General features: G+C 68.6%; 15 protein-coding genes and 1 tRNA gene. 9 read left to right on the forward strand and 7 right to left on the reverse strand.

The window, feature by feature from the left end; genetic code table 11:
* Positions 1–19 precede the first annotated feature (19 nt).
* A complete protein-coding gene (locus tag CRT60_RS33745; RefSeq protein WP_098740714.1) occupies positions 20–817 on the reverse strand; it encodes a hypothetical protein in 798 nt (265 codons plus the stop codon).
* Positions 818–1,068: 251 nt separating this feature from the next.
* Here CRT60_RS33745 and CRT60_RS33750 point away from each other — a divergent pair, with 251 nt between their 5' ends.
* The 3 genes from CRT60_RS33750 to CRT60_RS33760 all read left to right on the forward strand — a co-directional run bounded on the left by CRT60_RS33750 (position 1,069) and on the right by CRT60_RS33760 (position 3,598).
* On the forward strand, positions 1,069–1,956 hold the full coding sequence (locus CRT60_RS33750) for an MBL fold metallo-hydrolase (protein WP_098741170.1): 888 nt from the start codon (positions 1,069–1,071) through the stop codon (positions 1,954–1,956).
* A 203-nt stretch (positions 1,957–2,159) separates the two neighbouring features.
* Positions 2,160–2,978 carry a YcbK family protein gene (locus tag CRT60_RS33755; protein ID WP_244592893.1) on the forward strand — a complete coding sequence of 273 codons (819 nt, stop codon included), beginning with the start codon at positions 2,160–2,162 and terminating at the stop codon, positions 2,976–2,978.
* A 38-nt stretch (positions 2,979–3,016) separates the two neighbouring features.
* The gene (locus tag CRT60_RS33760) at positions 3,017–3,598 is read left to right on the forward strand and encodes a histidine phosphatase family protein (RefSeq protein WP_098740716.1); all 582 of its coding nucleotides are present in this window, start codon (positions 3,017–3,019) and stop codon (positions 3,596–3,598) included.
* A gap of 57 nt (positions 3,599–3,655) precedes the next feature.
* On the opposite strand, the gene xth is transcribed toward CRT60_RS33760, so the two are convergent.
* Positions 3,656–4,450, reverse strand: coding sequence for an exodeoxyribonuclease III (gene xth, locus CRT60_RS33765; protein ID WP_098740717.1), 795 nt, complete (start codon positions 4,448–4,450; stop codon positions 3,656–3,658).
* Positions 4,451–4,460: 10 nt separating this feature from the next.
* The gene (locus CRT60_RS33770; RefSeq protein ID WP_098740718.1) at positions 4,461–5,144 is read right to left on the reverse strand and encodes a fumarylacetoacetate hydrolase family protein; all 684 of its coding nucleotides are present in this window, start codon (positions 5,142–5,144) and stop codon (positions 4,461–4,463) included.
* A gap of 410 nt (positions 5,145–5,554) precedes the next feature.
* Between CRT60_RS33770 and CRT60_RS33775 the strand changes: the two genes are divergently transcribed.
* A complete protein-coding gene (locus tag CRT60_RS33775; protein WP_244592894.1) occupies positions 5,555–6,049 on the forward strand; it encodes a MarR family winged helix-turn-helix transcriptional regulator in 495 nt (164 codons plus the stop codon).
* A 170-nt stretch (positions 6,050–6,219) separates the two neighbouring features.
* Here the strand turns inward: CRT60_RS33775 and CRT60_RS36345 are convergent, their stop codons facing one another.
* The 3 genes from CRT60_RS36345 to CRT60_RS33785 all read right to left on the reverse strand — a co-directional run bounded on the left by CRT60_RS36345 (position 6,220) and on the right by CRT60_RS33785 (position 7,889).
* A complete protein-coding gene (locus CRT60_RS36345) occupies positions 6,220–6,381 on the reverse strand; it encodes a hypothetical protein (protein WP_161958145.1) in 162 nt (53 codons plus the stop codon).
* A gap of 526 nt (positions 6,382–6,907) precedes the next feature.
* Positions 6,908–6,998 (reverse strand) — tRNA-Ser (locus CRT60_RS33780).
* A 96-nt stretch (positions 6,999–7,094) separates the two neighbouring features.
* Entirely contained in the window at positions 7,095–7,889 is a 795-nt protein-coding gene (locus CRT60_RS33785) for an alpha/beta hydrolase (RefSeq protein WP_098740720.1), read from the reverse strand.
* A gap of 115 nt (positions 7,890–8,004) precedes the next feature.
* Between CRT60_RS33785 and CRT60_RS33790 the strand changes: the two genes are divergently transcribed.
* The gene (locus tag CRT60_RS33790) at positions 8,005–9,255 is read left to right on the forward strand and encodes a glycosyltransferase family 4 protein (protein WP_098740721.1); all 1,251 of its coding nucleotides are present in this window, start codon (positions 8,005–8,007) and stop codon (positions 9,253–9,255) included.
* A gap of 70 nt (positions 9,256–9,325) precedes the next feature.
* Positions 9,326–10,204, forward strand: a complete 879-nt coding sequence (locus CRT60_RS33795) for a TIGR01459 family HAD-type hydrolase (RefSeq protein WP_098740722.1) — start codon at positions 9,326–9,328, stop codon at positions 10,202–10,204.
* Positions 10,205–10,283: 79 nt separating this feature from the next.
* On the opposite strand, the gene CRT60_RS33800 is transcribed toward CRT60_RS33795, so the two are convergent.
* On the reverse strand, positions 10,284–10,676 hold the full coding sequence (locus CRT60_RS33800; protein ID WP_342210693.1) for a ribbon-helix-helix domain-containing protein: 393 nt from the start codon (positions 10,674–10,676) through the stop codon (positions 10,284–10,286).
* Between the two features lie 277 nt (positions 10,677–10,953).
* On the opposite strand from CRT60_RS33800, the gene CRT60_RS33805 reads away from it, so the two are divergent.
* The 3 genes from CRT60_RS33805 to CRT60_RS33815 all read left to right on the forward strand — a co-directional run bounded on the left by CRT60_RS33805 (position 10,954) and on the right by CRT60_RS33815 (position 13,621).
* A complete protein-coding gene (locus tag CRT60_RS33805; protein WP_244592896.1) occupies positions 10,954–12,096 on the forward strand; it encodes a hypothetical protein in 1,143 nt (380 codons plus the stop codon).
* A 10-nt stretch (positions 12,097–12,106) separates the two neighbouring features.
* Positions 12,107–13,090, forward strand: a complete 984-nt coding sequence (locus CRT60_RS33810) for an SH3 domain-containing protein (protein ID WP_098740725.1) — start codon at positions 12,107–12,109, stop codon at positions 13,088–13,090.
* Between the two features lie 264 nt (positions 13,091–13,354).
* Positions 13,355–13,621 (forward strand): hypothetical protein, encoded by a 267-nt coding sequence (locus tag CRT60_RS33815; RefSeq protein ID WP_098740726.1) that lies wholly within the window; start codon positions 13,355–13,357, stop codon positions 13,619–13,621.
* Positions 13,622–13,717: the final 96 nt, after the last annotated feature.

The following is a 13,717-nucleotide window of genomic DNA, read 5'->3' on the forward strand; positions in this document are numbered from 1 at the left end:
GACCGGCTGAGGCCGCCGCTCACCGTCCGACGGGGGCTAGCCCCCGCCGGCTTCCCCGTTCGGCTATGGTGACCTCGCCGGCAAAACCCAGCCAGCGGTGACGCTCACCCGCCTGCGGCTTGGCATTGGGTTTGGCATAAGACTTCGTCTGTTGGTTGCCCAGCCGGGCGGCACCCAGGCCGCAGGCGGACGGACCGACCCACAGCCCGCGGCCGCGCGGCACCACCGGCAGCAGCCGCAGCTTGCGCCCGACAATCGCCATCCGGCGGCGCCAATGGGCGACGTCGTGCGGCGAAACGCCGACCCGGCGCGCGATCTCGCGATCAGACAGCAGCGCGCTGCCGGGATCCTGCAGCAGTTCCAGAACGGCGCGCCGCTTGTCGGTGTCGGCATGGCGGGAGTGCTTGCGCTCCAGCGCCTTGCCCATGTCCCACAGCTTCTCCGCGGTTTCGCGCGCCAGGGTGCGCCAGCGGTCGGCCTCCTCGCGCTGGCGGTCGGCATCGCCCGCCGCCTTGTCGAGCTGCCGGCGCAGGGTGGCGAGTTCCAGCTCCAGATCCTTCACCTGCCGGCGCAGGCCACGGACCAGCTCGTCCGGCGGCGGCGGCGGAGCCGGCGCGGGGGCGGGTTCGGATGGATGGACGGTCGGCGGCGGTTCGGGAGCCGGCGGCACCGGCGTGCGTGCGCGCTCCGCCAGATCGCGGAAGGACAGCCCGGCGCGGGACAGCATGATGCGGGCGGCGCGCAGTGCGGACAGCGCCTCGCCCTGATGCTCCGACTCGGCCATGGCTAGGACTTTGGCGAGCTTGTCAGGATCCATCCGCGTCGGGTTCCGCCGGAGCCGGTCCCCACCCGCGCGGGGACCTGGGAGAAGTCATGCCGCGTACCACGCGACGAGGCCCCAACCTACCACATCTTATGGGTTTGGACAGATGCCCTTCGTAGGGTGACGACTCGTGACATGCCGCGTTCGAAAGCCTTGGCTGTCATCCGTGGGAGTCGCCCGGAAGAGAAAAGGGCGGGAGAGATTTACTAGACTTGGACAAGCTTGGCAGCCACGATGGCGCCGTCATGACCGTTCGTTCCACCATCAATCCCGCGCAACCGCCAGCCCAGGACGGGGCCGGCGGCATCTCCCCCTTTGTCGTGCGCTTCTGGGGGGTGCGCGGCAGCATCGCATCGCCCGGCCCGGCAACCGTACGCTATGGCGGCAACACCGCCTGCATCGAGGTTCGCTGCGGCGGCACCCACATCGTCTTCGATTGCGGCACCGGCATCCGGCCGCTGGGCGAGTCGCTGTCGCGCGAGGGCGGACCGGTGGACATCGACCTGCTGCTGACCCACAGCCATCTCGACCACATCAGCGGCCTGCCCTTCTTCGCCCCGGCCTTCGATCCTGCCAGCCGGATTCGGCTGTGGGCCGGCCATCTGCCGCCGGAACGGCCCTTCCGCACCGTGCTGGCCGACATGATGACGGCGCCGCTGTTCCCGGTGCCGGTCGAGATCTTCCGCGCCGACTGCCAGTTCCGCGATTTCCAGGCCGGGCAGACGCTGGAGCTGGCGCCCGATGTCGTGGTGCGCACCTGCCGCCTCAATCATCCCGACGGCGCCACCGGTTACCGGGTGGAGCATGGCGGCCGCAGCCTGTGCATCCTGACCGACACCGAGCATCCGGCCGAAGGGCGCGATCCGGTGATCCTGGATCTGCTGCGCGGTGCCGATCTGATGGTGTATGACAGCACCTACACCGACGCCGAATACCCGTCGCGCGTCGGCTGGGGCCATTCGACCTGGCAGGAATGCCTGCGGCTGGCCGAGGCCGCCGGAGTCGGCCGCGCGGTGATCTTCCATCACGATCCCGGCCGCAGCGACGACGCGCTGGACGTCATCGCGGCGGAGGCGGAGGCGATGCGCCCCGGCTCGCTGGTCGCCCGCGAAGGGATGGAGTTGTCCCTCTAGGAACCGGCATGGTTCTTACCAGTTGAATCCCCAACAATCCGATCTACCCATCAAAAGCGCTTGTGCGTGTTCAATACGCCACAGGTTGCTTTGTCACACTGGCCTCCTGTGACAATCTTGGTATTAGATCGGTGTGCAACCCCGCCTGGATTGGGGCGGGCGGGGGCGTTGAAGCGTGCAAAGCTCGGGGGAAAGCGATGCGCATGACCGGTCGTGCCTTGGGGATGCTTGCCGTTCTGACCGTCGCGACGCAGCTTGGCGGCTGCGCCACCACACCGCCGCTGGAAAGCGCGAAGCTGGACGGCGCCCCGCGCAGCGTGGTGCTGCACCACCCCGCCAGCGGCGAGACGACGTCCGTCACCTACTGGCGTCCCGGCGACGGATACGATCCGGCCGCGATGCGCGAGATCGCCGCCCTGTTCCGCGACCGCCGCAGCGACGAGGTGATTCCGGTCGATCCGGCCCTGATCGACATGCTGGTGGAACTGCGCCAGCGCGTCGGCGCTCCGCCTGAGTCGCCGATCCGCATCACGTCGGGCTACCGGTCGAGCGCCAGCAACGCCAGCCTCGCCCGCACCAACGCGAACGTCGCCGAGAACTCCTATCACATGCGCGGACAGGCGGCTGACTTCTCCATCGCCGGCATTCCGCCGTCGCGTCTGGCGGAGGAGGCAGCGGCAATGCAGCGCGGTGGCTACGCGATGTACGCCCACACCGGCCATGTCCATGTCGACACCGGCCCCTTCCGCACCTGGACGCCGAAGACCGGCGAGCCGCGCGCGCCGCAGATCCTGGAGGCGCAGGCCCGTGCCCGCGCCAGGGCGCAGGCGCTGGCCCAGAAGAGCGGCGGCAAGGGCCGCGTCCAGCTGGCCGATGCGGGGGCCAAAGCGGACAAGCCTCCGGCGAAGCCGGCCAAGGCTCCGGGAAAATCGGCAGCCCTCGCGCCGCCCGATCTGTCGCGCGTCCGCGTGGCCCTGGCCCAGGTGAAGGAAATGCCGGTGCAGAAGACGGCGAAACGCTAAACTGCCGGCGCATCCCGTCTCCGCGTCCCGGTACCGTCATGACCACCCTGCTGATCCTCCGCCACGGCCCGACCGCCTGGAACGCCGAAGGGCGCATCCAGGGCAGCATCGACGAGCCGCTGTCCGACGCCGGTCGCGCACGGGTCGCCCGCTACCGGCTGCCGCCCGAGTCGGCCGGACTGCGCTGGGTCGCCAGCCCGAAGCGCCGGGCCTGGGAAACCGCCCTGCTGCTCGGCCTCGATCCCAAACCGGAACCGCGAATCGTCGAGATGGATTGGGGCGAGTGGGAAGGCCAGCGCACCGAGGAGTTGCGCGCCGACGGCCGCATGCCGGCCCGCCACGACCGGCTGGGGCTGGACTTCAAGGCACCCGGCGGTGAAAGCCTGCGCGAGGTGCAGGTCCGCCTGCGCTCCTGGCTCGCCGATCTGGCGGCGGAGGGGCATCCGACCGGTGCCGTCGCCCACAACGGCATCCTGCGCGCGCTCTATTCGCTCGCCACCGGCTGGGACATGCGCGACGCCCCGGCGGAGGAACTGCACAACGGCTGCGCCCACCTGTTCCGGTTGGCCAAGGACGGCACGCCGGAACTGCTGCGGTTGAACATCGGCCTGCTCGGGTAAGGCTTTACCGGAGCGAGGGGGCGCGACCGCCCCCTCCCCCCGTCAGGCAGTCAGCCATCAGACATCCAGATCGACGATCACCGGCACATGGTCCGACGGCTTGGGTTCCCAGCCGCGGGCATCGCGCAGCACCTTGATGCCTTTCAGCGCGCCTTCGAGCGGCGGCGTCACCCAGATATGGTCCAGGCGCCGGCCGCGGTTGGAAGCCGCCCAGTCCTTCGCCCGGTAGCTCCACCAGGTGTAGAGCTTCTCCTCGGGCGGAACGAAGCGGCGCAGGGCGTCGACCCAGCCGGCCGAAGCCTGCATCGCCGCCAGCTTCTCGACCTCGATGGGCGTGTGGGAGACCACGGACAGGAGTTCCCTGTGGCTCCAGACATCCTGCTCCAGGGGCGCGATGTTCAGGTCGCCGACCAGCACCATCGGACGGTCGGACGTCCGTTCCGTGCTGAGCCAGTGGGTCATCTCATCCAGGAACTGGAGCTTGTGGGCGAACTTGTCGTTCACCGCCGGGTCGGGGATGTCGCCGCCCGCCGGGATGTAGACGCTGTGCAGCTCGATCCCGCCCGGCAGATGGGCCAGCGCGTGGCGGCAATCCTGCTTGCCGCACCAGTGCTGGACGTCGTGCGAGGAGAAGGGCAGGCGCGACAGGATGGCGACGCCGTTGTAGCTCTTCATGCCGTGGATATGGGCGTGGACATAGCCGCGCTCCGCCAGCGGGGCGAGCGGGAAGTCGGCGTCCACCACCTTGGTTTCCTGCAGGCAGATCACGTCCGGCTGCTCCTCCTCCATCAGGCGGAGGAGCAGGTCCAGACGCATGCGGACCGAATTGATGTTCCAGGTCGCGATGCGCATCGGCGGCGGCTCAGGCGATGGTCAGGGTCAGGGTGCCGACGCCCTCGACCGCACCGGCCAGCACGTCGCCGGCCACCACCGCGCCGACACCCTCCGGCGTGCCGGTGTAGATCAGGTCGCCCGGCTGCAGTTCGACCAGCCCGGACAGGTAGGAGATCGTCTCCCCCACCGACCAGATCAGGTCGGACAGGTCGCCCTTCTGCCGCGGCTCGCCGTTCACCTGCAAAGTGACGGCCCCCTTGGCCGGGTGGCCGATGTCGGCAACGGTGCGGATTGCGGAGCAGGGAGCCGACTGGTCGAAGCCCTTGCCCATGTCCCAGGGCTTGCCTTCCTTCTTGGCGGCGTTCTGCAGGTCGCGCCGGGTCATATCGAGCCCGACGGCATAGCCGAACACATGCTCCAGCGCCCGGTCGACCGGGATGTCGCGGCCGCCGGCCCCAATCGCCACCACCAGCTCGATCTCGTGATGCAGGTTGGCGGTCTTCGGCGGATAGGGGATGGTGGCGCCGTCGGCGACGATGGCATCGGCCGGCTTCATGAAGAAGAAGGGCGGCTCGCGGTCGGGATCGGCGCCCATCTCGCGCGCATGGGCGGCATAGTTGCGGCCGACGCAGTAGATACGCCGCACCGGGAACGGATCGCCGCCCGTGACGGGGACGGCCGGCTGGGACCACAGGGGAATGGCGAAGGCCATGGCATCGGCTCTCTGGTTGGGACACTGTCGAACAGCTAACCCGAAAGCCGGCAACGGACCAAGCGCCCAACCATCCGCCCTGCCCTGCAAAGTGCTCCAACGTACCGGGGCCGAGGTGCAGGGGGCGGCTGGAAACGAAGACGCCCGGTCTGGGGGGGACCGGGCGTCGGAAGCTCCGATTCGGGAACCCGGGCGCGGCAGGGGAAACCGCGGGACGGGCGATCGGCGTCGAATCGGCGTCGATCACTTCTTGACTCTTCAAGATGGAATTTGTGCGCGCTCCCACCAATACGCCAAACGCATATCTGGCATGCATAGCCTGTCGCCTGTGCGGTTCTTGCTGACAAACGAAAGCCATACCCGCATTTTATCCGTTCATCCGACAATTCATCCAAAATATGGCATCCACGGTGACTGACAACGAGCGTTCCACCCCCGCCGACCGGCGGTCGCGTCTGCGGCCCGGAAAGAACGGCAAGCTTGCTCTCGGCCCCCTTCCCGAGCTCGTGGGGTACAACCTGCGCAAGGCTCAGGTCGCGGTGTTCCAGAGCTTCCAGAACGCGGTCGCTCCGCATGACATCACGCCCGGCCAGTTCGGCGTGCTGATCATGATCCGGGAGAATGAAGGCCTGTCGCAGTCCGATCTGGGCACGGCGGTCGGCATCGACCGGTCGACGATGGTCGCCGTGATCGACCGGCTCGAGTCGCGCGGCCTGGTCGTCCGCGCCCCGTCGCCCAACGATCGCCGCTCCTACGCACTGCGCCTGTCGCCGGAAGGCCAGACGCTGATGGACGACCTGATCCCACGCGTCCAGGCTCATGACCAGGGCATGGTCAAGGACCTGTCTCCGGAAGAGCAGACGCAGTTCATCGACTTCCTGCGCCGCGTATCGCGGTCGAAGTAAGGGGCGAGTCCCCTTCCGTTCCAGGCACCGGAAACAACTGACAGCCCGCCCCGCACCGGCAATCGCCAAGTGCAGGGCGGGCTTTTCTATTGTGTCAGGAAACGACTCGGGAAGTATGCCCGCCGCGCTGAACCGGCCGACCGGAGCATTCGGGATCCGACCGCGAGGGGTCAGTCCACTTCGTTCGCAGTCAGGAACATCGCCTTCGACAGGGCGGCGAAGAACTGCTGATAAGGCTCGGCATCCGATACGGCGACCAGATTGTATTGCGCGCTCGCCCGCACCGCCATTTGGGTCTTACCGCGTGGGCGAACCGTAACCGTCATGCCCATGGCATATAGGCCAATAGCCGCTTCTCGACCGTGTTCGGAAGAATTGGGGCAGGCAGGGCCGATTGATCGATTGCGATCTGGGGTTCAGCCTGTTGCATGGACCTTGAAAGTCGGAAGCACTGAAAGTTGCACATCGCGCAATGGGCCACCACCTGAGTTCCCTACAGAGATTATAGGCAATGCAGACCAGCATTCATTGAACGAAAATGGGCCTATCGTGGTTCGGGAAACAAGAACCCGTTACAGCATCCGGAGCGCATCGCCTCTCAGAAGCCCATAGGCGGCGCTCTGGCGGGATTTGGAAGATACAAAGCTACCAGGGTAGCGGCGCTGGAAATGGCCGCCCTATCGAGTCTCCAGGGAGCTTTACGAACACGTCACCGCAAAGGGCCAGATCGGAAGCTCTTACCGTCTGCTGGGGACGAAACGAAGGGGCAAACGTGTGCCCCATCCGTGTACCCTACCGGATTGTTTTTCCCTGCCAACTATTCAGGGAAATCAACCACTTAGCAGGGCTGAAAGTTAGTGGCGGAGGGAGAGGGATTCGAACCCTCGATACGCTTTTGACGTATACACACTTTCCAGGCGTGCGCCTTCAACCGCTCGGCCACCCCTCCGTAGAGGCCCGCGTTATAGCCAGAGGTTTGCGGCGATGCAAGCCTCTGTTTCACGCGGACGACGTTTTTTTAGCGACACGCCGAACCGCTCCGATTTCATCCGCCAAATCCATCCACCAGGGCGCCGACGGTGCGGCACAGCAGGTCCAGATCCTGGGGACGGGACAGGCGATGGTCACCGTCCTTCACCAGCGTGACGCGGACATCGTCGCCGATCAGCGCCTCTGCAATGCGCAGGCTGAACTGCCAGGGGACGTCGGGGTCGCACTGGCCATGCAGCAGGCGGACGGGGCCGTCGAAGGCGATGGGGCCGCGCAGCAGCAGGTGGGTGCGGCCGTCCTCGATCAGGGCGCGGGTGATCGGTTGCGGCTCGGGACCATAGTCCGACGAGCGGTTCCAGACGCCCACCTCCATGATCTGGCGGCGGATGTCGGCTTCGAAGATGTCCCACATCAGGTCTTCGGTGAAGTCGGGGGCCGGCGCGATGCCGACCAGCCCGGCTACCCGCTCCGGCCGGCGAAGCGCAGCCAGCAGCATCATCCAGCCGCCCATGGAGGAGCCGACCAGGATCTGCGGCCCGGCCGTCACCTCGTCCAGCACCGCAAGCGCATCGTCGGCCCACAGGCCGATGGTGCCGTCGGCGAACCGCCCACTGGAAGCGCCGTGGCCCTGGTAGTCGAAGCGGGTGAAGGACAGGCCGCGCGCCACCGCCCAGGCTTCCAGCGCCGTCGCCTTGCCGCCGGTCATGTCGGACATGAAGCCGCCAAGGAACATCACGCCCGGCTTGCCCTGCCCGGACGGGCCGGCAGGGCTGTGGTGATAGGCTATGGTCGCGGCACCGCGCGTTAGGCTATGGTGCGCGCCGCCCGGTTGGGCTGCGGTTTCGGTCATACGGTCACCTTCGACAACGGACACCGGCACGCGGTCGGGCACCGGGCTCGATGGGGCGCCGGCTTGCCGGGCCCCGCGGCCGGTCCCGGGCCGCCCCTTGCGAGCAGCCGGCATCATGGATTTCGACCCCCACCTTACCACCGACCATTCCCCGCGCAACGCGGACGCCCATCAGGACACCCCTGTCCCCGGCTGGCCCGAGCATTGGCCGGAAGGGAGGGCGCCGACGGTGCTGCAGGTGGTGCCGACGCTGGTCACCGGCGGGGCGGAGCGCGGCTGTATCGACATGGCGCTCGCCCTGCAGGCCGCCGGCGGCACGCCGCTGGTGGCGTCCCAGGGCGGGACGATGGTGCGGGAGCTGGACCGCGCCCGCATCGCCCACCTGACGCTGCCGCTGGCCTCCAAGAACCCGCTGACCATCCGCCGCAATGCCCGTCGGCTGGCCGCCGTCATCCGCGAGCACAAGGTGGACATCGTCCATGCCCGCTCCCGCGCGCCGGCCTGGAGCGCGTGGCTGGCCTGCCGCGAGACGGGCGCGCGTTATATGACGACCTTCCACGCGCCCTATAATTTCGGCTCGGGTCCGGTCGGCGGACGGCTGAAGCGCTGGTACAATTCGGTGATGGCGCGCGGCGAGCGGGTGATCGCCATCTCCGGCTTCATCCGCGACCATGTGCTGGGCAACTACCCGGTCGATCCGCAACGGGTGCGCGTCATCCACCGCGGCATCGACCGCGGCGTCTTCGCACCCGACCGGGTCAGCCCGACGCGGCTGGTGACCCTTGCCAAGCAATGGAACCTGCCGGACGACCGGCCGGTGATCCTGCTACCCGGCCGGCTGACCCGCTGGAAGGGCCAGATCGTGCTGATCGACGCGCTGGCCAAGCTGGGACGCAAGGATGTGCTTGCCCTGCTGGTCGGTTCCGACCAGGGGCGCACCGGCTACCGGGAAGAGCTGGAGAACCGCATCGCCAATGCCGGCCTGCGCGGCGTGGTGCGGATGACCGACCATTGCAGCGACATGGCCGCGGCCTATCTGCTGTCGACGGTGGTCGTCTCCGCCTCGCGCGAGCCGGAAGCCTTCGGGCGGGTGATCGTCGAGGCGCAGGCGATGGGCAAGCCGGTGATCGTATCGGCCATCGGCGCCTATCAGGAGACCGTCGTCCCCGGCGAAACCGCCTGGGTGGTGCCGCCGGACGATCCCGACGCGCTGGCCCGGGCCCTGGACGAGGCGCTGTCGCTGACGCCGCGGCAACGGGACGCCATCGGCGCCCGTGCCATGGCGTTCGTCGCCGACCGCTACACCAAGGACCGCATGTGCGCCGACACGCTGGCGGTTTATGCGGAGTTGCTGCAACCACGCTGAGATCGGCCTGTCGACGCAATCCGATCGATGCAATCCGATCCTTATCTTTCCATCAAACCGACCGGACACCATGGCCGACATCCGACAGATTTCCGGCATCGCCGAGGTCATCGACCGCTATGACGGGTTCATCCTGGACCTCTGGGGCGTGCTGCATGACGGCGAACAGCCTTATCCCGGCGTGCCCGACTGCCTGGACCGCATGGGCGCAGCCGGCAAGACGATTTGCCTGCTGTCCAATGCGCCGCGCCGCACCCCCGGCGTCATCGAGAAGCTGGACGGCATGGGGCTGGGGCGCGAGCGCTACCACCATGTCATGACTTCGGGCGAGGCGACCTACGAGGCGCTGCGCGACCGCGACGATCCCTGGCACGCCGCCCTCGGCCGGCGGCTCTACCACATCGGACCGGAGCGCGACATCGATGTCTTCTCCGGGCTCGGCTATCAGGTTGCCGCCACGCCGGAGGACGCGGATTTCGTCGTCAACACCGGCATCGTCACTTTCGGCGAGACGGTGGCGGACTATCAGCCGCAGTTGGATGCCTGCCTGGCCGCCGGTCTGCCGATGATCTGCGCCAACCCCGATCTGGTGGTGATGGTCGGGCCGATGCTGGTGATCTGCGCCGGCACGCTGGCCGCCCGCTACGAGGAGATGGGCGGCGACGTGCGCCAGCACGGCAAGCCCCATGCCCCCGTCTACGAGCGCTGCTTCAAGCTGCTGGGCATCGCCGACAAGAGCCGCATCCTGGCGGTGGGCGACAGCCTGCGCACCGATGTCGCCGGCGCCAATGCCGCCGGAATCGACGTAGCGCTGGTTACCGCAGGCATTCACCAGGAGGAACTGGGCGGTGCAGCCTGGGGGGCTGCGGTCGATCCGGTCAACCTGCGCGCCCTGGCCGACGCGTCGGGCCACATGCCGACTTATGCGGTTCCCAGCCTGCGCTGGTGAAACCCGGCGGACGGGAGCGCATAGACCGCTCCCGTCACACCTGCCCCCGGCATACCCGGTCCCATTCCGCCCGCGTTCGTCAGTCCAGCGGAACGGCATCGTCCATCGCCCTGCGCAGCAGGGGCGACTGGCCGTCCTCCGAAAAACCGCGCTGGCCGATGGCGGTGCGGTAATAGCTGACGATGAAGACGCGGATGGAGGCAGTCAGGTTCGCTTCCCCACGCCGTTCGTCGATCTGGGTACAGATTTCGTTGAGGGTCATCTGCTCCCGCTCACAGATTTCCTTCAGCGAATCCCAAATGTACGGCTCCATTCTTAAGCTGGTTCGGCGGCCGCTCACTTTGACATTGCGGCAGAGCAGCCCCGGTCCGTCTTTACCTCCGCCCGTGCCCTCCATCGGAAACCCCGTTCCCCATCCGTTGCGTGTCCCGATCTCTCGATACGGGGTCAATACATCCATTTGTGTGACCATATTGCAAGTGGCGTGTGGCGTCCAAGTCCAATTCGACCCATGGGTGCGGATTGACGCGACAATCCGGCGCAGGCGGGTATTGCATCCAACCACAGATCAACAGGTTGCCGGGAAAAGCCGCTTCCCTTGGCCGGAACCTTCGCTATACCAGTGCCGGACGGCGGACATTGGACGGCGGACACGGGGGGAAGGATCGGCGATGAAGCGACCGGGAAACGGACGATTCGCGGCCCGCATCGCAGCCGGTGCCGGGCCGGGCTCCGGGGCAGGCCCTAGAGTGAGCCTGGGCGCAACCCTCATCGCCATCTGGGTCGCACTCGGCGTGCCGGTCGAGGCCGCCTGGGCTGCGGAGGCCAGCGCCCCCGCCAAGCTCCCCACGGTCGAGACGATCCCGGACTCCCTCCTGCGTGCGCGGATCGAAGCGCTGCTGCCCGCTCCCTGGCGCATCGAGTCGCTGAGCGTCGAACCGCTGCCGGAACCGCAATCTTCGGAACCGCAGGTGGCGGCACGGGTCAGCGCCAAGCTGGTTCTGGGCGGACCGACCTATCTGGTGGACAGCCGTGAAGGGCCGGTGACCTTCCTGCGCCCGGCGGCGGAGGCCGGACTGAGCAAGAGCTGGGTGGCGACGGCGCTTGCCACCCGCGGCGCCGGCGGCTGGACGGTGGCGCTGACGCCACAGTCCCCCGGCCTGCTCGACGGCATCGGCAAGCCGGCCGCCGAACTGCCCGGCCGTACGGTCGTGCTGGGCACGCCGGAAGCCAGAAGCCTGCGCGAACAGCTGGACCGCGACGCCGCCCAGCGGCTGGCCGAGGACAGCGAACGCCGGCGGCGCGAGGAGGAAAGGCTGGCCCAGCAGACCGCCGCCGCCAAGGCCGAAGCCGCCCGCGCCGAAACGGAGCGCCGGGCGGTCGAGGCGCGCATCGCCCAGGTCGCCGACCTGCGCGGCAAGCTGACCGGCACGGACCGCGCGGCACGGCTGGCCGCCTTCGAAGCCGCGCTGGGCGGCAACGACCCGGCGCTGCGCCAGACGGCGATGGAAGCGGCGCTGCAAAGCCGCGACCCGGTGGTCGCCAACCTTGCGCTGAAGGACTGGATCGCCCGCCACCGCGCCGTCCCGGTCCAGCTCTACGCCACCAAGGAGGATCCGAGTTCCGAGGTGGTGGTGCAGAATCTGGGACCGATGACGCTGGAGATCGACGGGTTCAGCCCGGTCAACGGGGCGTTGGCCGGCAAGCTGGGGGCGCCCGGCTACAGCATCGCGCGTTCGTCCAGCATCATCGGCACGCTGGCGCAGACCGAACTGGCGGTGAACTCCTTCGGTTGCGCGCTGACCCTGCGGCTGGCCGAACACCGGACGCTCGACGGGCTTCTGCGCTGTCAGACGCTGCCGACGCTGATCGCCCGCATCACGCTCGACTGAGGAGGGGGTGATGGCTGGAGCGCGGCTGATCGCCTGGCTGCGGATCGCGACACCGGCCCTGCTGCTGGGTGGGCCGTTCGGCTGCCCGGCCGGCGCGCTGGCGGACAGCGCGGCCGAACGGCTGACCCCGTCGCCCGCCCCCATCGTCGCCCTTCCCCGCCTGACGCCGGCACAGGCGCTTTCCCCACCTTTGACCCCCGGCGTGGTCTGGGAGCATCCCCCGGAAGCTCCCGGTCCCTTGTCGGGTCCGCTCTTACCGACCGGCCCGCACCCCGCTCCGCCCCCGGCAACGGCCGCTGCCGCGAAGGCGCCCGATCCCAAGGCCGCCGAGGCAGCGACGGCCGTCAAGGCTCCACCGCTGCCAGCGATGAAGCCGCAGGTCGAGCTAGCGCCCCAAGCTGTCGCCGAGGAGCCGACTTCACAGGTATCCCCTGCCAAGCAGCCCGCGGCCGTTCCCGCGCAACGGCCTGCGCAACGGCCGATGACCGCCACCGCCGGCATCTACCTGCGGGCGACGCCGGACGCCAAGGGCCGGGTCCTCGACACGGTGGAGAAGGGCGAGCGGGTGACGGCCTTCGGCGCGCCGTCCGACGGCTGGCAACGGATCGGCCGAAGCGGCAAGCCGCAGGGCTACGTCACCAGCGCCTATCTGACCGAAGCCGCGCCTGCGCGGACCGCCGGCACCGAGCCCGCAACCGCCGCGAAGCCCGGCCGCTATGCCAGGGCGGACCGCGAGGACCGCGGCTGCGCCCTGCCCGACGACCTGCCCGGACGGGTACAGCGGCCCAAGCTTTTCGGCGGAACCGTCGCCCGGCTGCGGGCCGCCGGCAATCTGCGGGTCGCCCCGGTCTGCGACGCCAAGGTGCTGGATGTGCTGGAGGCCGGCGAACGCGTCACCGTGCTGGAGGCCATCGGCGGCTGGTACAAGGTGGGGCGGAAAGGCAAGGCGCTGGGCTATGTCGGCGCGCCCCTGCTGGCCCCCGTCGCGCGCTGAAGCGGCCTCCCTCCACGGCCCTCTCCACTGCCCTCTCCATGGCCGGTACGAGGCTACCCGGAAGGACCCGCCCCGGCCCCCCGTGAAGGGGCTTGTTCGGCCGTGAAAAAGGATTCTACAACAAGGGGGAGGCCGAACTTTCGCGGACGAACGGAGCCCCCGACGCGCCCGTTTCCTCCGACGGTTCGGCCACCCCCGCCGGCCATGCGGCGCCGGTCCGGCCGGGCGGGGACGCGAAGCACGACCGGAACGAGGATTCACACGATGTCGACCCAACATAAGCAAGCCATGGACGCGGTCCTGCAGGCCGCCGCGCACGACATCGTCGGCACCCTTCAGGAGCGGGACATCACCGACCGCCACAGCGAGGAAGGGGACCTCGTCGTCCTCGACGTCGCCATCCTGCATGCCTACCGCATCTTCATGCGCATCTGCGAGGAGAACGGCCTGGAGGTCGATGCCGGCTATTTCGCCGACCTCGCCGCCGATCTGGCCGAGGAAGTGGCCCAGGACCAGGATTACGAGGACTGATCCGGCCTCCGCTCGGCCGACACAGCCGGGGGACAGCTCCAGCGATCCGCGGTCGAATCCCGAATGCCCCCGTCCGTCCCGGCGCAGCCACGGGAC

It is taken from the genome of Azospirillum palustre (assembly GCF_002573965.1).
GTDB classification, from domain to species: domain Bacteria; phylum Pseudomonadota; class Alphaproteobacteria; order Azospirillales; family Azospirillaceae; genus Azospirillum; species Azospirillum palustre.